Annotated in this window: 21 protein-coding genes; 14 read left to right on the top strand and 7 right to left on the bottom strand. The window is 55.6% G+C overall.

Going from position 1 to position 19,258, the window contains the following annotated elements; genetic code table 11:
• The first annotated feature begins 191 nt into the window (after nucleotides 1–191).
• Entirely contained in the window at nucleotides 192–530 is a 339-nt protein-coding gene (locus MO767_RS18190; protein ID WP_282481625.1) for a hypothetical protein, read from the top strand.
• A gap of 32 nt (nucleotides 531–562) precedes the next feature.
• Here the strand turns inward: MO767_RS18190 and MO767_RS18185 are convergent, their stop codons facing one another.
• The 3 genes from MO767_RS18185 to MO767_RS18175 all read right to left on the bottom strand — a co-directional run bounded on the left by MO767_RS18185 (nucleotide 563) and on the right by MO767_RS18175 (nucleotide 4,128).
• Nucleotides 563–1,969: a DUF1254 domain-containing protein gene (locus MO767_RS18185; protein ID WP_282481624.1), complete on the bottom strand. Its 1,407-nt coding sequence runs from the start codon at nucleotides 1,967–1,969 to the stop codon at nucleotides 563–565.
• A 144-nt stretch (nucleotides 1,970–2,113) separates the two neighbouring features.
• A complete protein-coding gene (locus MO767_RS18180) occupies nucleotides 2,114–3,685 on the bottom strand; it encodes a GGDEF domain-containing protein (RefSeq protein ID WP_282481623.1) in 1,572 nt (523 codons plus the stop codon).
• Between the two features lie 65 nt (nucleotides 3,686–3,750).
• On the bottom strand, nucleotides 3,751–4,128 hold the full coding sequence (locus MO767_RS18175; protein WP_282481622.1) for a hypothetical protein: 378 nt from the start codon (nucleotides 4,126–4,128) through the stop codon (nucleotides 3,751–3,753).
• On the opposite strand from MO767_RS18175, the gene MO767_RS18170 reads away from it, so the two are divergent.
• Entirely contained in the window at nucleotides 4,127–4,285 is a 159-nt protein-coding gene (locus tag MO767_RS18170) for a hypothetical protein (protein ID WP_282481621.1), read from the top strand. The two genes, MO767_RS18175 and MO767_RS18170, sit on opposite strands and share 2 nt — an antisense overlap.
• A gap of 51 nt (nucleotides 4,286–4,336) precedes the next feature.
• On the opposite strand, the gene MO767_RS18165 is transcribed toward MO767_RS18170, so the two are convergent.
• The 3 genes from MO767_RS18165 to MO767_RS18155 all read right to left on the bottom strand — a co-directional run bounded on the left by MO767_RS18165 (nucleotide 4,337) and on the right by MO767_RS18155 (nucleotide 7,644).
• Nucleotides 4,337–4,732 (bottom strand): hypothetical protein, encoded by a 396-nt coding sequence (locus MO767_RS18165; protein WP_282481620.1) that lies wholly within the window; start codon nucleotides 4,730–4,732, stop codon nucleotides 4,337–4,339.
• Nucleotides 4,733–4,898: 166 nt separating this feature from the next.
• Complete coding sequence (locus MO767_RS18160) at nucleotides 4,899–5,687, bottom strand: lipopolysaccharide biosynthesis protein (RefSeq protein ID WP_282481619.1); 789 nt, start codon at nucleotides 5,685–5,687, stop codon at nucleotides 4,899–4,901.
• A gap of 199 nt (nucleotides 5,688–5,886) precedes the next feature.
• Nucleotides 5,887–7,644, bottom strand: a complete 1,758-nt coding sequence (locus tag MO767_RS18155; RefSeq protein WP_282481618.1) for a L,D-transpeptidase family protein — start codon at nucleotides 7,642–7,644, stop codon at nucleotides 5,887–5,889.
• Nucleotides 7,645–7,725: 81 nt separating this feature from the next.
• On the opposite strand from MO767_RS18155, the gene MO767_RS18150 reads away from it, so the two are divergent.
• The 8 genes from MO767_RS18150 (at nucleotide 7,726) to MO767_RS18115 (ending at nucleotide 14,421) form a co-directional block, all read left to right on the top strand.
• A complete protein-coding gene (locus MO767_RS18150) occupies nucleotides 7,726–8,430 on the top strand; it encodes a murein L,D-transpeptidase catalytic domain family protein (RefSeq protein WP_282481617.1) in 705 nt (234 codons plus the stop codon).
• Nucleotides 8,431–8,538: 108 nt separating this feature from the next.
• The gene (locus MO767_RS18145; RefSeq protein WP_282481616.1) at nucleotides 8,539–10,236 is read left to right on the top strand and encodes a copper resistance system multicopper oxidase; all 1,698 of its coding nucleotides are present in this window, start codon (nucleotides 8,539–8,541) and stop codon (nucleotides 10,234–10,236) included.
• Between the two features lie 11 nt (nucleotides 10,237–10,247).
• Complete coding sequence (locus tag MO767_RS18140; RefSeq protein ID WP_282481615.1) at nucleotides 10,248–11,135, top strand: copper resistance protein B; 888 nt, start codon at nucleotides 10,248–10,250, stop codon at nucleotides 11,133–11,135.
• Between the two features lie 55 nt (nucleotides 11,136–11,190).
• A complete protein-coding gene (gene copC, locus MO767_RS18135; RefSeq protein ID WP_282481614.1) occupies nucleotides 11,191–11,562 on the top strand; it encodes a copper homeostasis periplasmic binding protein CopC in 372 nt (123 codons plus the stop codon).
• 3 nt (nucleotides 11,563–11,565) lie between these two features.
• On the top strand, nucleotides 11,566–12,501 hold the full coding sequence (copD, locus tag MO767_RS18130; RefSeq protein ID WP_282481613.1) for a copper homeostasis membrane protein CopD: 936 nt from the start codon (nucleotides 11,566–11,568) through the stop codon (nucleotides 12,499–12,501).
• 287 nt (nucleotides 12,502–12,788) lie between these two features.
• Nucleotides 12,789–13,181: a hypothetical protein gene (locus MO767_RS18125; protein ID WP_282481612.1), complete on the top strand. Its 393-nt coding sequence runs from the start codon at nucleotides 12,789–12,791 to the stop codon at nucleotides 13,179–13,181.
• Between the two features lie 100 nt (nucleotides 13,182–13,281).
• On the top strand, nucleotides 13,282–13,551 hold the full coding sequence (locus MO767_RS18120) for a heavy metal-associated domain-containing protein (RefSeq protein ID WP_282481611.1): 270 nt from the start codon (nucleotides 13,282–13,284) through the stop codon (nucleotides 13,549–13,551).
• An 84-nt stretch (nucleotides 13,552–13,635) separates the two neighbouring features.
• Nucleotides 13,636–14,421 (top strand): transporter substrate-binding domain-containing protein, encoded by a 786-nt coding sequence (locus MO767_RS18115; protein ID WP_282481610.1) that lies wholly within the window; start codon nucleotides 13,636–13,638, stop codon nucleotides 14,419–14,421.
• Nucleotides 14,422–14,555: 134 nt separating this feature from the next.
• Here MO767_RS18115 and MO767_RS18110 read toward each other — a convergent pair whose 3' ends face one another.
• Complete coding sequence (locus tag MO767_RS18110) at nucleotides 14,556–14,774, bottom strand: hypothetical protein (RefSeq protein WP_282481609.1); 219 nt, start codon at nucleotides 14,772–14,774, stop codon at nucleotides 14,556–14,558.
• A gap of 473 nt (nucleotides 14,775–15,247) precedes the next feature.
• On the opposite strand from MO767_RS18110, the gene MO767_RS18105 reads away from it, so the two are divergent.
• From MO767_RS18105 to MO767_RS18090, 4 genes are all read left to right on the top strand, one after another.
• Entirely contained in the window at nucleotides 15,248–15,517 is a 270-nt protein-coding gene (locus tag MO767_RS18105; RefSeq protein ID WP_149417122.1) for a short-chain dehydrogenase, read from the top strand.
• Between the two features lie 366 nt (nucleotides 15,518–15,883).
• The gene (locus MO767_RS18100) at nucleotides 15,884–17,749 is read left to right on the top strand and encodes a hypothetical protein (protein ID WP_282481608.1); all 1,866 of its coding nucleotides are present in this window, start codon (nucleotides 15,884–15,886) and stop codon (nucleotides 17,747–17,749) included.
• 357 nt (nucleotides 17,750–18,106) lie between these two features.
• Complete coding sequence (locus MO767_RS18095) at nucleotides 18,107–18,400, top strand: hypothetical protein (RefSeq protein WP_282481607.1); 294 nt, start codon at nucleotides 18,107–18,109, stop codon at nucleotides 18,398–18,400.
• A complete protein-coding gene (locus tag MO767_RS18090; protein ID WP_282481606.1) occupies nucleotides 18,397–19,215 on the top strand; it encodes a relaxase/mobilization nuclease domain-containing protein in 819 nt (272 codons plus the stop codon). The genes MO767_RS18095 and MO767_RS18090 overlap by 4 nt, the downstream gene beginning before the upstream one ends.
• The last annotated feature ends 43 nt before the right edge of the window (nucleotides 19,216–19,258 follow it).

Genomic DNA, 19,258 nt, shown 5'->3' with positions numbered 1-19,258 from the left:
TTTTTACCAGGGCACTGGCCGAACGTTCACTGACCATAGCAGCCATGCTGGGCCCTGGCGCCTGGATAACGCAAGCCATTGCAGCAATTGAAGAACCGTTGACACAATCATTGCCAATGGACGGCCGCGATGTCGGCACTGTACTGCCCTTCACACCAACATCAGGTAACGACTCATCTAGGAGACGCACCATGATGACCATCAAAATGACTTCGCTATTACTGGCTGGAGTGCTGTCCGCCATGTCCGTCGGCATTTTTAAAGCCTCAGGCGATGGCGCTGATGCGACCGGTACCCAATCGGGTTCAATCGGCGGCTCGATAATTGCGCCCAACAATAACCCTGGCCAACCCTCGAGCGACCATAACGCTAACGGCGGCAATAGCGGATCGGGCTCGTCGGGTGGCGGAAATGGTGGCAATGCCGGGAACAGCGGCTCTGGCGCGGGGGGTGGCACGGGCGCGGCGGGTGGTGGAACGGGCGGCGCCGGCGGCGGGACGGGCAGCTGGACGCGTAAAAGCAGCCGATAATCGGCGGCTGCTTTTTGGTCTGATACCCGCTACTAGGCTCGTTTGACCGGCGGCGGATTCCACTTGCCGTTCAGTACCTCGGGCTTGGGCCCATACAAACGCATGGTCAGGTTGAACCCGCCCTTCGGCGCCGGCAGCCAATTGGCTTCAAGGTCCTTGCCCGGGTTTTCGTGTTGGAAGTAGATGTCCAGCGAACCGTCGGCGTTCGTCTTGAACGGCATCCAACTACTGAATGCAAAACGGTTGAGCGCATTACCGACCTGGAATCCTTCAGGGTCGTACAAGGTGATCGACCAGAAAGCGTTTACCGGCGGCATTTCACCCTTGTCGAAATGCAGCACGTACTTGTTCGCTCCATCGAGTGGCTTGCCTTCGACATCGCCGATGTTCAGCGGATAAATCGCATCTTCGGGCAAGTTGGCGCCGAGCCCGAGTTGCGTGACGATCGCTCGCTTGAGGTAGTAGTTGCCGTAGACGCCCATGGTGTCGGTGTTCATCGACCAGCCGTTGACCACGCGAGCGAGGGTTGGCACCTTCCACGTCATCAGCGTCTGCGCGTCCTCGGGCACGGTCTGAAGCGCTGCTTTGATTTCAGGGTCCAGCGCATCCATGTCGAACGATTTTCCGGGTTCGATACCGATACGCTTCATCTGCGCCAGGATCGGCTGATCAGTGATGTGCGCGGGGTGCACTTTGAGCAGTTCGGCGGCGTAGGCAAAGTAGTTGGCTGCCGACATTGTGTCGACCTGGATCTTCGGCGGGGTCGTCATGTCCACGGCCGGGTCGACGTTCACGCTGACCGGCTCAGGGCTTTTGCCCAGGCGGGACAACGGCGTCACTGTGTAGCCGGCCTGAATCTTGTGCACCACCGCGTAGTCCGCAGCGCCGTCGGTCTTGGTGCGGCCAATGACCCAGACAAAGGGCGTGGGCGCCGGCAGATGGTTCAGTCCGGCAGGCACCGTCCCGGTCCAGCCCGGTGGTGTCACCAGAAACTGCCCCGCTTGGGTGCCCGTGGTGCGCCAGCCCGGTGAGGCGAACACATCGGTCCACATGTCGAGCATCGGCAGCAGGTAAAAACGCCCGGCCGTATCGGGCGCTGCAATCACCAGCGGTTCTTTGGTCAAGTCCAGCCAGGCAATGGAATACAAGGTGTCGAAGTTCGAGCGCACCACCCCTTTGAAATCGGCAGGTGGATACTGCGGCACGCTGACAAACATATTCATCGGACCTTTACCGAATTCCTTGCCCGACTCGATGTTGGTGAATTGTTTGCGGGTGATGTCCATGGTCAACAGCGGATAAAAATACACATAGGCATCCACACCGATGGCGTGTGCTTCTTCGGCTGTGACTTTCGATTGAGCGTGGCTCGCGAGCGGAAAGATGGCGCAGGCTGCAACGGTTAGAGCAACGGCTGTCAATGCTTGAGTAATCAACATTCTGACGATCATCCGTGCGGTGGGGGAGACCTGCCGGGATCGGCAGCGTTACCGCAACTCTAGACGATCAATTGAAGAGGATCTGACAGGCAGACAGCCGGCTGGCAGAGTTGTTGCGCGGGTGAAACACCATCGAGAGACACCTCAACGATCCGAACGCAGCAGTGCCTCGACACCGCCCTCCATCGACAGCACCGCCGAGCGGTTTCGCCCCGAATGCTTGGCTTGATACAGCGCCGCATCCGCACGTTCGATAAACACTTCCATGCTGTCCCGCCCCGTCGGCACAAACGAATAACAACCCAGACTGACCGTCACGAAGCCCGAGGGTGAACCGCTGTGGATGATGTTCTTGTCCATGACGCTGCGGCGGATCTGCTCGGCAATCACCATCGCACCGTGAATGTCGGTGTCGGGCAGCAATACCGCAAACTCCTCACCGCCGTACCGCACGGCCAAATCGGCTTTTCGATGGCAGCACCCCTTCAGCGCCCGCGCCACTTCAGCCAGGCAATGATCCCCCGCCACGTGGCCGTAAGCGTCGTTGTAGCGCTTGAAATAATCGATATCGAGCATGATCAGGCTCAGCGAACTCGACTGCCGGGCACCTCGGCCGAACTCGATATCCAGCGCCCCCTCGAACAACCGGCGATTGCCCAGGCCGGTCAGGCTGTCGTGGGTCGCGATCAGCTTCAGCGCTTCCTTTGCCTTGCGCAAATCCGCCTCGACCTGTTCGCCGACACGCACCTGATAAAGGAACATCCAACCGAACAGCCCCACGCCCAACACCACCAGGGCAACGATGACTGAGGAGCGAAATGCCGTGTCGTACCAATCCTTGAGAATCGAATCCCTGGACGAGGCGGCCGACACGACCAGCGGATAAGTGTCGAGCTGACGGTAGCCATACAACCGCACAACACCATCGACCAGCGAGCGGAACATCGCGTTACCGGAAGGCGCGTTGGGCAGAAATTTCTCGAAAATCTCGCTCCTGGCCAGTGATGTGCCAATCAGCGATTCCACAAACGGCCGTCGCGCCAGCAGCGTTCCGTCGGTCAGTCCCAAAAACATCGAACCGTTGTCATCAATGCTGAAGCTTTTGAAGAACTGATCGAAGTACGCCATCTTGATACCGGCCAACAAGACGCCCTGGAAATTGCCATTTTTGTCATTCACACGTTTGGATATCGGGATGATCCACTCGCCATTTTCCCGACTGCGAATCGCCGCTCCGATGTGTGCCTGGGAGGAGACGTTCTGCTGGTGGAACTTGAAATAATCGCGATCCCCCACACCTGGTCCGCGTGGCAGTTCGTCGAAAGAGGTAACGACCCACTGCCCCTTCTGGTCGAACAGAAATATCCCGTGCAATTGATTCAGCGCCTGCACCCGCCGGGCGAACACTTTCTGCAAGCGAGCCTTTTGGGGCGCACCGAAACCGTCAGTCTGAATCCAGTCGGTCAGACTGGCCAGCACCAGATCGGCTTGCATGAAAGTGTCTTCGGCCTGCTGCGCCATGGCCCGCGTCAGGTTTGATGACGCCACTTGCGCCAATGCCAGGTCATGTCGGCGCGACTGATCCAGTTGCAGGTACAGCAAACCGCACAGGCTCAGGCACACGACCGCAATAAACAGTACCGCTGCTTTGCGCAGAGGTAACCGTTTCAACGTGACGCCGGTGGCGTTGAGCGGATCGTGAAGAGGGATAGGCAAAAGCTCGTCCTGTAAGGGTAAGGCATGGGCAACACCCCAAAACCCTTATTTTTTGTGAGCTTAGTCTACGGAGGGGTATGGGGCAAATGCCCTTTGGCTAGCCGCCGCATTGCACTGTGCGAATGCGCCCGAGCACTTTCGGCATCCCCCTGGCGCGTTTGTTCATTGGCCCGCAGGACAATCTCATGGGGCACTGGCTTGAGTTCGCGCGGGGTCGCCATCGCCATCAACTGCACTTGGGCGGCACGTTCCAGGTAATACAGATCGTCCCGCCCCGGCACCATGGCGGAAAAATGGTTACAGATGCCCTCCTCCAAACCGTGCAGCGCCGCCAATTGAAGGCACGCCGCCAATTCCGTGCGAGCGGTGATGGCGGCCTCCGATTCGAGACTCAGATCGGCGTAACGCGAGGGACGGGAACTGCCTGCAAGGGTGTGTGCCATGGCGACTCCGTGTTTACCAGCCAAGGGATGTGAACAAGGGCACGACCTGCCCGAATTGCCGCCGACGGAGTTGGCGCTGATCAGCCGGGAGGGCGCGCTGACCGGATTACAACGGGCGTTGGTGGAGTTTTTGCGCAACGAGCTGTGCCAGGCATGATCACAAAGAATGGGCATACCACGAACGCCCATTCCTTCACGAGAATCACCATCAAGGCGCTAGCTTCAGGTGTGCGTTGACTCTCCCATTCTTTGGGTCAACGAACCAGTACTCATTATTGGCAACCTTCACTTGGCTGCATTCGGTTGGGTATCCATTAGGTATGACGCAAACAACACCGTCTTTCAGAGTCCATCGTTCTTTTTCCGGCGCGTTGGGCGCCATCTCGAACACATCAATATCATTGGGTAAAAAACTGATCGAGTAGGGGTGACTGCCCTGCCGGGTGGTTCCATAAAACTTCTTACCCACTAGCGTGCTATGAATTTGCCCATCGTCTAGCGTCATCGCTGAGGCCGGAACCGGTGGAGGTTCATAGCTATTGCTGGTTGCGCAGCCTGCCAGACAGACCATCAGGATCGACGCGCCGAACTTTAATAAAGTCATGCCACACCTTCCTTGTAAGTACCGGAAGAATGTCCGGATAAATCAAAGCTTAGGCGACACTTATTTGCCGATCCGACGCAGGTGCCGAGCGGTTGACGGTCGATAAATTGCGAACAAAAAAATGGGCGTCCCGAAGGCGCCCATTTCTGTAAAGCACGAACAATCTTTAGATCATCTTGTCGATCTCATCCAGCGTCACTCGGGGAATAAGTTCACCTGGAATCCTTGAATCACTGGACAGGTTGTAGACCTGAAAATCATCATCCACGACGTACCTCGACAATATCTCGAACGACGGCAGGATTCTCGTATAAAAATGCTGATCGAGCAGGCATGGCGACGCTAATGTGTCGGTCCCTTCGTAAAAACGGCTCACCGACTGATTCAAGTCGACGCCTACCAGAAACACCTTGGTAAAGCCCACGTGATAGGCAATCTGCACAGCCAGATAGGCCACCGTACGAGCATCAAAAAAGCCGCGTTTAAGGTTCTTGCTGAAACCGAGGGTTCTATTGCGGCCATTTCCGAGCTTGCGACTTCTGACGAGCTCTTTATCAGCCCTGAAAACCAGGTCCGTCCAGGAGAGTTTGGGTGCTCGGCCGAGTAAATACAGTTCGCCCTCAGGCGCTACCGTCGTATGCCAGATGTGCTCCTCCCACAATGCAACCCGCTGACTGATGCGCATGGCCTCTGAAAACAATTCGGGTTGCTGTCGGGAAAAGCCTTGATCCGTACAGGCATAAAAGAACGGCTTGATACCCGTCCCGGAGAACATGGAAATGGCACCGTTCATCGTGATCATCGGAACGTCTGCAAACTTTTCCAGTGGAAAATCTTTAGCGGACGCCCCCGAGGCGACGATAAACACGGCACCTTTTTTGATGTTGCGGCACTCATCAAGGTCATGCACATCAAGCATACCCGTGATGAGTGACGATTTTTTTTTGCGCAACATCCATCTTCAATCTCCTATCCATTCACATCGATGATCAGTGACTAGTTTTGCATTGTGATAGTTTTCAACGGGTGAGCCAACCTTTTGGCTTAGCCAACCCCTGAATCTGCGACGGAGCGCAAAGGTAGACGCAGAACACTTGCATCATTGGTGCATCGATGACCTGCCCGTTACTTATGGATAGCAAGTACCGCTTCCTTTACGGCCATTGCCGGTTTTGCCCCGTCGCGACAGAAGAAGTTCCTGCTCGTCGCACATCCAGAATGGGTAGCTCCGAAGGCAGGTTCAACCCCCGTAGTACCGAGGAGTCGTACCCGTAGACATCGGGTTTGAATATCACTCGACCATCGTTACTCAGGTCCACCGTCCAGTAAGCCAACAGCACCGGCACCTTGACGGGAAGCCTGATGTTTTCGGTCTTGCCGTTCGCCAGTTGAGCCTGTATCCCGGCGCTGTTCCAACGCACCGGGTCGTTGAACAGCAGCTCTACCAACTGCAACGGGTTCTCCACCCGTATGCAGCCTGAACTGGTGGCACGGCGCGATTGCGCAAACAACTCGCGATGCGGCGTGTCGTGGAGGTAAATCGAATAGTCATTGGGAAACCTAATGACCACCTGCCCCAGCGAATTATCCGGCCCGGCATCCTGTCGCAGCGTGATGCCGCGCGCGTTACCCCAGTCGACGGTCGACGGATCGAGCACATTCCCCTCTCGATCAAGGGCTCTTATACGGTTAGCGGCTAGGTAGCCGGGATCTCTTTGAATCTTGGGTAGCATGTCTTTGACGAGGATCGTCGGTGGCACGGTCCAGGTGGGGTTGAAGGTTACATAAGTGATCTCGGCTTGAAACACAGGCGTACTGCGAAACGGCTTGCCGACTTGAACCCGGGAACGCCATATCGCCTTACCGTCGCGATAAAGCGCCACCTTGTAACCCGCAATATCAACGATGACAAAAGTGCCCTGAAGTTTGTACAGCAACCAACGCGCGCGCTCCATGTTCACCCGAACCTGGTCTATCCGCGCCTCTACGGGCACATTCAACGCAGCCAGTGTCGCGGCCCCCGCCACGCCATCCGCCCCCAGGTATTGCTCGGCTTGATACTTTTTCACCGCCGCGGCGACGCTGTCGTCGTAATCAGTGCGTTGCTTATTTGATGGGGCAAGATACCCCCCCACCACTAGCCGTGCTCGCAACTGCGCGACAAAGGCGTCATCCATGCCTGGCTTGAGCGATTGCCCTTCGGCAATCTTCGGCCAGCCGCCAGCGTCCCGAACCTTACGCAGTTGCGCCAGACCTACGCGCAGGCTGCGGTAAACCGCCTCTTGTGGCGGTGCTTCGGCGAAAGCGCGCGCCACGTCATGAGCATCGAGCGCGGCGAACAAGTTATTCATGTCTCCACGAGGATCGGCGCCCACAGGGTCGAAATTCCAATGGATGTCCAGACGCGAAGGGTCAACCTTGCCGCGCCGTAATTGCAGCAGCGCCGTGATAAAGGTCCGGGTCGCCGCGATATCAAACGCCGCCCGTTGCGCCACCGTCGGCTCTGCTGCCTGCATCGACGCTCTGGCGTTCGCCAACTCATCAATATGAAAGTCCGCAGGGTCCAAACCATCGGCCTGGGTCTCGCTCAGGCTTTTCAATAACTGGATGACATCGCTGTCGTTCGCCCAGGCCGAGCGATAACCACGATGCATGTAAAAATCCATGACCACGCGACTCGGATCCACCCGTTGATAGCCACGGGAAGTGAGCAAGGGTGGAAAAGCTGAACTCAATGGCTCCAGTGCCACCTGAATCGTTTGAGCGACGAAATCGTCAGGTGCAGCGCCAGTCCTGCTAATAACTGCAGATACCGCCTCAATCGGCGAAGTTTCTGCAATCGCTGCGCCGCTGATCAGAAAGCCCATAAAAAAGATGCGGCTTATGACGAATAATCTTGTTAACTGCCCCATGGATAATCCTTAATCGCCCCGTATTCAACGGCTAGCATCCTGCACACTGCTAGACTCGAAACATTAATGTGAGACTTACATATGGCGCTAGACCGCTTTGATTTCCTATTCACGGCCCTGCTGCTGACGTTAGTTTCGGTACCGGCAGCCTACGCCGATTCGCTTGAAGCCGCGCTGCTCAAAGCAGCACCAAGCGCCAACGCCAAAGTCATCGGGCTGGCCGTACGCGCTACCCAATGCAGCTTGGCCCAAGGTAAAGCACCTGTCCAAAGACTGGCCATCATCGATTACTCACTGCCTTCGACCGAACAACGGTTGTGGGTGTTCGATCTGAAGAAACGTAAATTACTGTTCCATGAACTGGTTGCCCATGGTCGCAACAGCGGCGAGAACATGGCGGTCAAGTTCTCCAACCAGAATGAGAGCTTTGCCACCAGCCTTGGTTTGTACCGCACCCAATCGAGTTATGTCGGGCAGAACGGTTATTCCTTGCGCATGGAGGGACTGGAGCCAGGTTTCAATGACAACGCATTTGAGCGGGCGATCGTTATTCACGGGGCGCCCTATGTCAGTCCGGTTCTTGCCCGAGCCAATGGCCGGATCGGTAGAAGCCTGGGGTGTCCAGCTGTACGGCCGGCGATTGCGCATAAGTTGATTGATTCGATGAAAGATGGGCAGTTGTTGTTTTCTTACTATCCGGATCAACGCTGGTTGAAGTCATCTTCGTATATCAATTGCGGTGGTGGCACAGTCGCCGCAGCGTCAACGCCCAATTCACGCCAATAGATACGGCTTGAACCTGTCAAAATTGTAATCTTCGCCTCAGCCTGCTGAAAGGCATCGCCCGGTAGCGTAGTCATCAACCTCTCCACGCTGACGGACCGGGAAAACGGAATGCATTCCAACACATCAAGACGCACCTTCGTGAAGGGGCTAGCCGTGGGCGGGCTCCTCGGCGGCCTCGGGTTATGGCGCACGCCTGTCTGGGCGGTCACCAGCCCTGGCGAGCCTCAGGTGCTGGCGGGCACCGACTTCGACCTGTTCATCGGCGAAACCCCGGTCAACATCACCGGCAACCCGCGCACCGCGATGACCATCAACGGCGGCATTCCCGGCCCCCTGCTGCGTTGGCGAGAAGGCGACACGGTTACATTGCGGGTGAAGAACAAACTCAACGCTGACACCTCCATTCACTGGCACGGTATTTTACTGCCGGCCAATATGGACGGTGTGCCGGGGCTGAGCTTTCACGGCATCGAACCGGGTGGGATGTACGTCTATCAATTCAAGGTTCGGCAGAACGGCACTTACTGGTACCACAGCCATTCAGGCTTACAGGAACAGTCCGGCGTTTACGGGCCGTTGGTGATCGATGCGAAGGAACCGGAGCCTTTCCAGTACGACCGCGACTACGTGGTGATGCTGACCGACTGGACCGACGAAAACGCCGTCGACCTGATGAAGACGCTGAAAAAGCAATCGGATTACTACAACTACAACAAGCGCACCGTGGGTGATTTCATCCACGACGTGAGCGAGAAAGGTTGGGGTTCCACGGTCGTCGATCGAAAGATGTGGGCCGAGATGAAGATGAATCCCACGGACCTGGCCGATGTCAGCGGCGCGACTTACACCTACTTGATGAACGGCCAGGCGCCGAACTCGAACTGGACGGGCGTGTTCCGTCCGGGCGAGAAATTGCGCCTGCGCTTCATCAATGGTTCCGCCATGACGTATTTCGACGTGCGCATTCCCGGGTTGAAAATGACGGTGGTCGCTGCGGATGGCCTGCATGTCAAACCGGTGAGCGTCGATGAATTTCGCATCGCGGTGGCGGAGACGTTCGACGTGATCGTCGAGCCAACGCAAGTGGCTTACACCCTCTTCGCCCAATCGATGGACAGAACCGGCTATGCGCGCGGCACCCTCGTAGCAAAGGTCGGCTTGTCTGCGCCAGTACCGCCGCTGGACCCTCGACCGCTGGTGACCATGGATGACATGGGCATGGGCGGGATGGATCACGGCAGCATGGCGGGCATGGATCACAGCGCCATGGCCATGCCCGGCATGCAGTCCCATCCCGAGACGGAAAAAGACAACCCGCTGGTGGACATGCAAGCCATGACCACCACCCCGAAACTCGACGATCCCGGCCTGGGCCTGCGCAACAACGGCCGCCGCGTCCTGACCTATTCCGACCTGCGCAGCACCTTCGAAGACCCGGACGGTCGCGAGCCCAGCCGTACGATCGAACTGCACCTCACCGGCCACATGGAGAAATTCGCCTGGTCGTTCAACGGCGTGAAGTTCTCCGATGCCGAACCTGTGCGCCTCAAATATGGCGAGCGGGTTCGTGTGGTGCTGGTCAACGACACGATGATGACTCACCCCATCCATCTGCACGGCATGTGGAGCGACCTCGAAGACGAGAACGGCGAGTTCATGGTGCGCAAACACACCATCGACATGCCGCCCGGCTCCCGACGCAGCTATCGGGTCACCGCCGATGCGCTCGGCCGTTGGGCCTATCACTGCCATCTCCTGTACCACATGGAAATGGGCATGTTCCGTGAAGTTCGCGTGGAAGAATGAGGCGCCTACCCATGACCAGACTCACTCCAATCTCATTGGCACTCGTGACCGCGAGCCTGACACTCTCTTCGGCGATGGCCGCCACCGACGACATGCAGAACATGGATCACAGCCAGATGCCGGGCATGGACCATAGCCAAATGCAAAGCATGGACGAGGGCCAGATGCAGCCCGCCGCGCCAACCGAAAGCCGCACGCCGATCCCGGCGCTGACCGATGCCGACCGCGCCGCTGTGTACGCCAGCCCGACCGGCCACGGCGTGCATGACACCACGCTCAACTACTACTTCCTCGCCGACAAACTCGAATGGCAGGACGCTGACAACGGCAGCACCCTGGCCTGGGATCTCTCCGGCTGGATTGGCGGCGACATCGATCGCCTGTGGCTGCGTTCCGAAGGTGAGCGCACCAACGGCAAAACCAAAGACGCCGAAATTCAGGCCCTATGGGGCCACGCGATCTCCCCGTCGTGGGACGTGGTGACCGGCATTCGTCAGGATTTCAAACCTGGCGACCCGCAAACCTGGGCCGCGTTTGGCGTGCAAGGCATGGCGCTGTACAACTTCGAAACCGAAGCCACCGCCTTCATCGGCGAAGGCGGCCAAACCGCTGCACGACTTAAGGGCGACTACGACATCCTGCTCACCAACCGACTGATTCTGCAGCCGACCGCCGAGCTCAATGTCTACGGCAAAAACGACCCACAACGGGGGATCGGCTCCGGGTTGTCCAATACCGAAGCCGGCCTGCGGCTGCGCTACGAAATCCGCCGGGAAGTCGCGCCCTACATCGGCGTGACCTGGAACCGGACCTACGGCAAAACCGCCGACTACGCGAACGATGAAGGTGAGGATCGCAGCGAAGCTCGCCTCGTCCTCGGCGTTCGCCTGTGGTTCTAAACGCAATAACTCAACAACCAAAAAAACAACCGCTTAAAGCGGTAAGAGGCCTTGCATGCGCATGATTAAAACGACCGCTGTTGCCATTGGGCTGCTCATGAGCGCGCTCGCTCAAGCGCACCCGAAGTTGCTCTCCTCCACTCCGGCGGAAGGTGCGGATGGCGCAGCACCCGGCAAAATCGAGCTGCACTTCTCAGAAAACCTGATGACCCAGTTTTCCGGGGCAAAACTGGTCATGACGGAAATGCCCGGCATGGCGCACTCCCCGATGCCCATGAAAGCCAAAGTCTCTGGTGGTAGCGATCCGAAAACCATGGTCATCACACCGCTTTCGCCACTGCCTACCGGCAGCTACAAAGTCGAATGGCGCGCGGTGTCGTCGGACACTCACCCGATCACGGGTAACGTCACCTTCAAAGTGAAGTGATTAATGAGCGACTTGGTCAGCATTGCACTGCGCTTTGGGTTGTATGTGGATTTGATGCTGTTGTTCGGGCTGGCGCTGTTTGGGCTGTACAGCCTGAAAGAACGGGAACGGGTGTCAGGGGTGGCGCTGCCGTATCGGTCGATGGTGGCGGGGACGGCGGTGCTGGGTGTGCTGCTTTCCGCTGCCAGCATGGTGATGATGGCCAGCGCCATGAGCGGTGAGTCGGACTTTGCCGAACTGCGTCCGCATATCGAGATGATGGTGTTTGAGACAGACGTAGGATTGGCCTGGGTCGTGCGCATCATCGCGCTGGTTTTCGCCAGTTTGACGGTGATACTCAATCAACGTGCGCCCGGATTCAGTCTGCTGATTGCGTCTTTTGCCGGCGCTATCGCCTTGGCCAGCCTGGCCTGGAGCGGTCATGGGGCGATGGATGAAGGTGATCGTCGTTTCTGGCATTTCATCACTGACATCTCGCATCTGCTGGCTTCGGCGGCCTGGCTCGGTGCGCTGGTCGCGCTTGCCTTGATGGCAAAGATCAACGATCTGCAAACCGAAGAACGCATCAAATTGCTGGCTCGGGCTGTCAGCCGATTTGAATGGGTGGGCGCGGTGATTGTGCTCGTGATCACCGTGACGGGAATCGTCAACTACCTGTTCATCGTCGGCCCTAAACTCGATGACGTATTGCTCAGTACCTACGGGATTTTGCTGTCCATCAAAATCGCGCTGTTTGCCGGGATGCTGGTGCTCGCCGCGTTGAATCGGTTTCACCTTGGGCCACTGTTGGAACGGTCGCTGCGGGACAAGCAATACCGGGTAGCAGCGAATGCATTGCGGCGCAGCGTGGTCGTGGAGTTGGTGGCGGCAGTGTTGATTGTGGGGTTGGTGGCTTGGTTGGGGACGTTGAGTCCAGAGATGGAAATGAGCGCGGAGTAACTTAAAGGCGCATCACTTGATATGGATCAATGACGGCCTCTTGCTCGGGACTAAGCTCAAGATAATCCCTCGAATCGGGTACACACTATGCTCTGGTTCCGCACTCACCTACCGCTGCTGATCCGCCACGTGCTCGCACTGTGGCCGCCAGCACGCCTGCACTTCGTTCGGCTCAACAATTAAAACCGTCCTCCGAGCGCCCGGAACTCCGGCCGCCCCCCCTTTGGCTTCGCCTCGTTAACGCGGCCCAATACTTCCTGTACGTCCCTGACTCACTGGAGATTGCCATGCATATGCACTTCAAAGCACTCGTCGCCGCACTGCTCATCAGTAGCCCATTGGTTGCTCTAGCTGTCGAAGAACATCACCCCGACACACCGCCAACCGCAGCGGCCACCGCCACCACGCAAGACAAGGCCATGGGCGAACAGATGGAAAAAATGCAGGCGGCCCACAAAAAAATGATCGCTGCCAAAACCCCGGTAGAACGCCAGGCCTCCATGCAGGAAGGCATGGCCACGATGAAGGACGGCATGGGCATGATGCACAACCATTGCCAAGGCATGGGAATGGGCAAAGGCATGTCCGGCGGCAAGGACCGCTCAGACCAGATGATGGGCATGATGATGAAAATGATGGATGAGCAGTCGAGCATGATGAAGATGCCGATGAGCAACTAACGTTTTTAAAGAAGCGCTTGACCTTGCCATCGTGGCAAGGTCAACCATCGTTCCACGGCCATCACGCCAACGGCCACTCACAGTAAAAGAGGTTTACGTAATGAACAGTACTGAACTGCAAGTCGAAGGCATGAGCTGCGGGAGTTGCGTCAAACACATCAACGCCGCGTTACAGCCGCTCGCCGGAGTGGGTGAAGTGACTGTCGATCTGGCGTCCGGTCGGGTCAAGGTGACCGGGGATGCAGAGAGCGATGTTCTGTTATCGGCACTGAAGGAGGCAGGGTATCCAGCAAGCGTACTGACAGAAGACAAGCATGAAGGCGTAAAGAAAAAGTCTGGCTGCGGCGGTTCGAGTTGCTGCTGTCACTGAGTCCGCCCCGGCGAGGATGATGTTGAGCGGTGCAGCAGAAAGTAAGTACTCTCTGCCCCACTCCATCATGGAAGCCGGAAAACAATGAACAACCTAAAAAGCACAATGATGCTCGGTGGCCTGCTCGCTCTATCGTTTGGCGCCCAGGCAGAGCAATCGCATCTGGACAACGTCATCCAACAAGGCCAACTGCGCGTGTGTACGACGGGCGACTACAAACCCTATACCGTCAAAGCCGAAGACGGCGAATACTCGGGCATCGACATCGCCATGGCCCGTTCGCTGGCCGACAGCCTCGGCGTCAAGGTCGAGTGGGTGCAGACCACCTGGAAAACCCTGATGCCCGACATGCTCGCGGGTAAATGCGACATCGGCGTCGGCGGTATCTCGGTCACGCTGGAACGCCAGAAAAAAGCCTTCTTCAGCACCACGCTGGACGTCGACGGCAAAATCCCGCTGGTGCGCTGCGAAGATCAAGCGATGTACCAGACCGTCGAGCAAATCAATCAGCCTTCGGTTCGCTTGGTCGAACCGGCCGGCGGCACCAACGAAGCCTTTGTCCACGCCTTTCTACCCAAGGCGCAATTACGGCTTCACGACAACGTGACCATCTTCCAGGAGCTGCTGGACAAGAAGGCTGACGTGATGATCACCGATGCATCGGAAGCGCTGTATCAACAGAAACTAAAACCCGGTCTGTGCGCGGTGAACCCGAAGCAATTCATGCAGTACGGCGAAAAGGCTTACTTGCTGCCCCGGGATGACATCACCTGGAAGTTGTATGTCGATCAGTGGTTGCACCTGGCCAAAGTCACAGGCAACTACCAAAAAGTTCTGGGCCAATGGATAGCGACACCCGAGCCCAAATAGCGGCCACGAACACAACCCCTGTAATTGGATGGACTCGCCCAAGCCTGCGTCCGGCTGCGCAGCAGTCGCCAACCCAAAGCACGCGGCACATCAGGCAAAACGCAAAACGCAAAACGGCGGAAACACTTCCGCCGTTAATCGTCGTGCAACAACCCCGAACTGTACTCGCCGAAGCTGTTGCCGAGCGCACTGCCATGGAAATTCATCTTATTGGGGTTGTTGGTAGGCCCCGGACCAAAACCGGCAGACGGCAGGGTGGCTTCCGAATATTCGCTATGGGTGCTTGCACCCGAACAGGCGCTCAATAGCAATGCACCGGCGATCAAAGCGACTTTGAAGAGTTTCGAGATCATTTTTCAGTTCCCTGTGGGTTGGAAGCGCGGTGACCTTAGGTAGTCATCCTATGCCGCAAGCCCGCCGGGAATTATGAAACTTTGCTGGGCGACAGCGTTGGTTCAGGTACTGATTGCTTGAGGCAAAAAGGGGGGTTCCCCAGACAAACTGTTAAAAGAGCAGCGTCCTACACGACTCTGGGAATTGTCCGTACACTTGCGCATTGCTGCGCTTTTGTCACGAGGCCTATAGTCCACCCAACGTCAAAATGGCGTGTCGGGTTTGGCGACTCGATGGCAATTGAACTGAATCCTTCGACTATTTTCGAAGCGTTCGGAACGCACTTAGCTGCCTGTTTTATGGTGGCTGTGCGCGGGAGACCCTAGGGTCTGCCGGTTTCTCCATTGCCCGGTTCGCCAACCCGCGTACGGCTACCACCCATTCGTTTGGCGACGATTGAGTAGTAGTTCTTCTCAAATTAATGGAGCTTCACATGAAAGAATTTATGGCTTTAACCAGCAACGCCGACGACCTTCCCTCGCTGTATGTAAATACCACCCAACCGCTGCACTCACTGCTTAGCACCGCACGCTACCGAATTGGCGCGGTAACACAGATCCTGGAAAACCTCGCGATGCGCGGCGATATCACCACGGACTCGGTGATACTCAGCGACTTCGCAATGCTTTGCTGCATACCCTTGCGTGATGGCTGCGATGTGCTGGATGTCATTGCGCGACGTATGGATGCGCAACCGTCCTGACGTCACAACGGGGCGCCCACCCGGACGCCCCACCCATCTCAGAACCGCCAATGCCCCCAATCACCGCCACACCCGCCCCGCTCTCCCGCCGCTTCTCCGTCGCACCGATGATGGATTGGATCACCAAAGTCTGAATTCATTGATCTATCCCAAGGTCGTGTACATTCTGTGTGCGGACATCGATACCACCTTCGTACCCGGACACAGAAAATATTGGACAGATCGATTGGACTTTACGCTGTGCGCCAGTGCCTCCAACCGTGGCACTACCGACTGGAAAGGTCTCGCCTACCTCCAACACAGGGTCGTGGCCATCACAGTGATATGAGATAAGCTGAGTCCACTAAAATGGCGGGGGTTTAGGACGTGGCACATAAGGAAGTAAGCGAAAAACAAACGCTGATGGATGTAGCAACGTTGGCTGATTTTGTGCACATTGACCCGTCCGCGATCCTGGCCATGAGCAACTCCCTGCATTTTCACACGCTAGAGAGCACCTTCCAGGAAGCGTCTCAAGCTGCCAAGGCAAGCAGTGATGAGGCAGCGGTCAGGGCATATAACGTACTTGCGGTTATCTGCAGCTATCATTTCAACCCTGACCGAGCAGATGCCTTCACACCGCAGATGATCATGGGTGGAAAGAGAACGCTGATACCTAGCGATTTCGTAGAGAAACAACTCAAGATTCTCGTGCAAATTGTCAGAAAGTTTGACCACCCTTTGCTGCGTGCTAGGATCGCAGACGTTTGCTGGTATATGAACAGGAAACTGCACGAGATTGCGATGCTTGCTACCGAATCCTATCTCCTGGCCGTGCAGGATTTTTTCAGTAAAAAGCTACTTCATCAGTATGAATCAGATTTCAAAGTACCCTCAAAAATAACTGAACTTATTGACAGGGCATTTTCGATCTACGCCTTGATCGGCAAGCGCAATGCCATACCTCAAATAGCCAGAGACACACTCCTGCTAGCTCAAGAGACAGCAAAAGAGAATAGCAACCTTGTCGCATTTAATGACCTCTCCCTACTTTCTCAAAGTTATAAGTTGAGCGAGTGGAACTTAATCGCTAGTGAAGCCGAATCGCTCGCGTTACAGAACAGCAACACGCAGTATGCGGAAGCGGTTAAAAAAATTTGGGGCCTTGCCGCTCACGCTTATACCAAACTAGGAGATAAAGATTCGGCTCGACGATGTAAAATCTCTGCTGTTGATCAAACGCTTCGAATGAGAGAAAGCGTTAGCCAGTCTTCTGCAAAAGCCTACTGGACTAAGCTCGCAATCGGAGAGTACAGATCCATCAAGGGCATGGCTGAAGAAATCCTAAAGTTGAGGGCGGAGCTTCTGACACTTGAAGATCAATCACTTGATGATCTCGCCGAGTTCAGCATGCCCCTTGATCTTTCGGATGTACGGCGCCTGACACGAGAGAAGTTTGAAGACTTAGAAGTCCATGAAATGCTGCTCAAACTAGCGCTAATTGACAGCGTGCCGCAGAAAATTGCACTGCACAAAAAATGTCTAGAAAGACGGGATCAATATTTTTTCTCCTCCATGGCAGGTAAAGCCTTCACTGACTCTCAGGGAAAAGTTATAGCTAACTCCCCTTCAGCTCCGCAGGGATCGCCGCCATCGGAAACATGGTTTGATCATGAAAGTTTGACAGATGTTAGTTTTCACTGCCACGTAGCTTCAGAAGGAAGTATTAGAGCAGCTTTCCACGCAATGGCTCGGCACCAGCAAATAGATGAACGGCACCTGATACCTATTGTAACTCAAAGCGCTTTCGTACCTTACGGCCACGAACATATATTTGCACTTGGGTTCGCACGTATGATCCAAGGGGATATGACATCAGCTGCCCACCTTCTTGTACCTCAACTTGAAAACTCATTGCGTTTCATACTGGCTAATGATGGATCAAGCACGGCAAAACTCAACTCCGACCTTACTCAAGAAGATCAGTCGCTAAGCCAGCTCTATACTAACCAAAGGAAAGCGCTTGAGACTAGGCTGGGTGTTGACATAACGTACATACTGCATTTACTTTTCAATCTTAAGGGTGGGCCAATGTTGAGGCACGAAATGGCCCATGGAAAGTCATCAGCAAGTGATTGCTTTAACCCATCGTGCGTCTACGCATGCTGGCTAATTTATCACATTACCTGTCGGCCACTATTGAAGCGGTGGGAAACGCACATTGCGAGCGCAACCCGAGCCCTAACGCTCTAACCAAGAGAATCCAATTCGCAAGCACTCACTGCGAAGTCGCACTCATATATAGTGACTTCGCTTATGCTCACTGTGAAATCGCACTGCATGAAAGCGAATCCGCACTCACCCAGAGTAATTTCGCACTCCCATGCTGCGATTTCGCATTCACACCTTGCGAAGGTTTAGGTATACAAGCAAACAAATCAAAATAACTTACAAACTCACTAGATCCATCTAAATCTCCTTTTGTATAATAGGTCTAGAGCTTGTTTATAGCCAGTTGTGTCTATGTCAGACAATTAAGCGGCTACTCACACCCCTTCGGGTGTTGCGTATTAAAGGCTCTCCTAAAATAACAATAAAAGATGAGACAAGATGAAAACTATTGAGAAGCAAAACAAGGACACCAGGATCACTATAAGGCTGAGTAAGTCCGAGATGGAGTCACTTGAGAGCAAGATGTCCGAGGCTGGCTACAAGGCCGCAGGAGCCTTCATTAGGGACTTCGTGGCGAACAATAGCGTCAAGCCCAAGGTTGTCTCAGACGTGGTTCATATCGCACGTGAATTGATGAGCTTGGCCTCAATGATCAACGCGGAGAAGCCTGGCTCTCAGCTCCTTGAGAAGGTTAAACACATCGCAAGGATCAATGTGGGTGGCCTTGTATGATCGGAAAAATCTTCCCAAAGTCAGTAGGTTCGTTCAAAGGCAGAATTCGGTACATCTTCGGCTGCACAAAGCACGACCACGAGATCAGCCAGATCGTCACGATAGATTCAAACTGCATTTCTAACGACCCACTACCGGCGCTCCTGGCAGGCAGAGAGGATGATGTACTTGAGATGGTTCGTGAATTCGACCAGGTGGAGATCCTTCGGCGCATGTCTCTGGACTCCGAGAAGGCGATAAAGCCGGTCTTTCACGCCATGCTCTCTCTTCGTCCCGGTGAGTCACTCACAGGCCCACAGTGGCGCATGGCAGTCCGCAAATACTTAGATGACCTCAGCTTCAACGAAAATACGAAATACATTGCTGTGATGCACAGGGACAAGGATCACGAGCACGTCCATATCGTTGCGAACAGGATTTCTCTCGACGAGGGATTCCCGATGGTTAAGGACAGCAACGAGCGTTCGATCAGCATGGACTCTGTCTCCGACCTGGAAGATATGTTCGGACTGTGGAAGGCTCCAAGGCCCAAGGACACCTGGGGCGTCTCCATCACACACGCAGAGCTCCAGGCCTCTTTGAAGGATGACGAGCTGCCATTCAAACACCGCATGATCGCCAAAATTGCCGGGGCCATTGAGGCTACCAACGCGGTCAATGGCGATATGTTCACGTTCACCAGGCTGCTAAGAAAGCAAAAGGTCTACATCCACCTCACACTCAATGAAGAAGGCCAGCCGAAAGGCATCAGCTTCGAGTTTGATGGCAAATACATTAGTGGGCGGCAGCTCAAACGCACCAGGTGTTGCCGCTGACCGAAAACTGACCCAGTAGAGGCTGTTCTGCCGACTGAAAACT

It is taken from the genome of Pseudomonas sp. UYIF39 (genome assembly GCF_029963765.1).
In the GTDB taxonomy this organism is placed as follows: Bacteria; Pseudomonadota; Gammaproteobacteria; order Pseudomonadales; family Pseudomonadaceae; genus Aquipseudomonas.
Note: the sequence above shows the minus strand (reverse complement) of the source record. Positions and strands in the feature narration are given on the sequence as shown.

Excerpts from the sequence above, each read along its gene's own strand:
- MO767_RS18190 (WP_282481625.1), top strand. The coding sequence starts at position 192 with ATGATGACCATCAAAATGACTTCGCTATTACTGGCTGGAGTGCTGTCC.
- MO767_RS18185 (WP_282481624.1), bottom strand. The coding sequence starts at position 1,969 with ATGTTGATTACTCAAGCATTGACAGCCGTTGCTCTAACCGTTGCAGCC.
- MO767_RS18170 (WP_282481621.1), top strand. The coding sequence starts at position 4,127 with ATGGCGACTCCGTGTTTACCAGCCAAGGGATGTGAACAAGGGCACGAC.
- MO767_RS18175 (WP_282481622.1), bottom strand. The coding sequence starts at position 4,128 with ATGGCACACACCCTTGCAGGCAGTTCCCGTCCCTCGCGTTACGCCGAT.
- MO767_RS18165 (WP_282481620.1), bottom strand. The coding sequence starts at position 4,732 with ATGACTTTATTAAAGTTCGGCGCGTCGATCCTGATGGTCTGTCTGGCA.
- MO767_RS18160 (WP_282481619.1), bottom strand. The coding sequence starts at position 5,687 with ATGTTGCGCAAAAAAAAATCGTCACTCATCACGGGTATGCTTGATGTG.
- MO767_RS18155 (WP_282481618.1), bottom strand. The coding sequence starts at position 7,644 with ATGGGGCAGTTAACAAGATTATTCGTCATAAGCCGCATCTTTTTTATG.
- MO767_RS18150 (WP_282481617.1), top strand. The coding sequence starts at position 7,726 with ATGGCGCTAGACCGCTTTGATTTCCTATTCACGGCCCTGCTGCTGACG.
- MO767_RS18145 (WP_282481616.1), top strand. The coding sequence starts at position 8,539 with ATGCATTCCAACACATCAAGACGCACCTTCGTGAAGGGGCTAGCCGTG.
- MO767_RS18140 (WP_282481615.1), top strand. The coding sequence starts at position 10,248 with ATGACCAGACTCACTCCAATCTCATTGGCACTCGTGACCGCGAGCCTG.
- copC (WP_282481614.1), top strand. The coding sequence starts at position 11,191 with ATGCGCATGATTAAAACGACCGCTGTTGCCATTGGGCTGCTCATGAGC.
- copD (WP_282481613.1), top strand. The coding sequence starts at position 11,566 with ATGAGCGACTTGGTCAGCATTGCACTGCGCTTTGGGTTGTATGTGGAT.
- MO767_RS18125 (WP_282481612.1), top strand. The coding sequence starts at position 12,789 with ATGCATATGCACTTCAAAGCACTCGTCGCCGCACTGCTCATCAGTAGC.
- MO767_RS18120 (WP_282481611.1), top strand. The coding sequence starts at position 13,282 with ATGAACAGTACTGAACTGCAAGTCGAAGGCATGAGCTGCGGGAGTTGC.
- MO767_RS18115 (WP_282481610.1), top strand. The coding sequence starts at position 13,636 with ATGAACAACCTAAAAAGCACAATGATGCTCGGTGGCCTGCTCGCTCTA.
- MO767_RS18110 (WP_282481609.1), bottom strand. The coding sequence starts at position 14,774 with ATGATCTCGAAACTCTTCAAAGTCGCTTTGATCGCCGGTGCATTGCTA.
- MO767_RS18105 (WP_149417122.1), top strand. The coding sequence starts at position 15,248 with ATGAAAGAATTTATGGCTTTAACCAGCAACGCCGACGACCTTCCCTCG.
- MO767_RS18095 (WP_282481607.1), top strand. The coding sequence starts at position 18,107 with ATGAAAACTATTGAGAAGCAAAACAAGGACACCAGGATCACTATAAGG.
- MO767_RS18090 (WP_282481606.1), top strand. The coding sequence starts at position 18,397 with ATGATCGGAAAAATCTTCCCAAAGTCAGTAGGTTCGTTCAAAGGCAGA.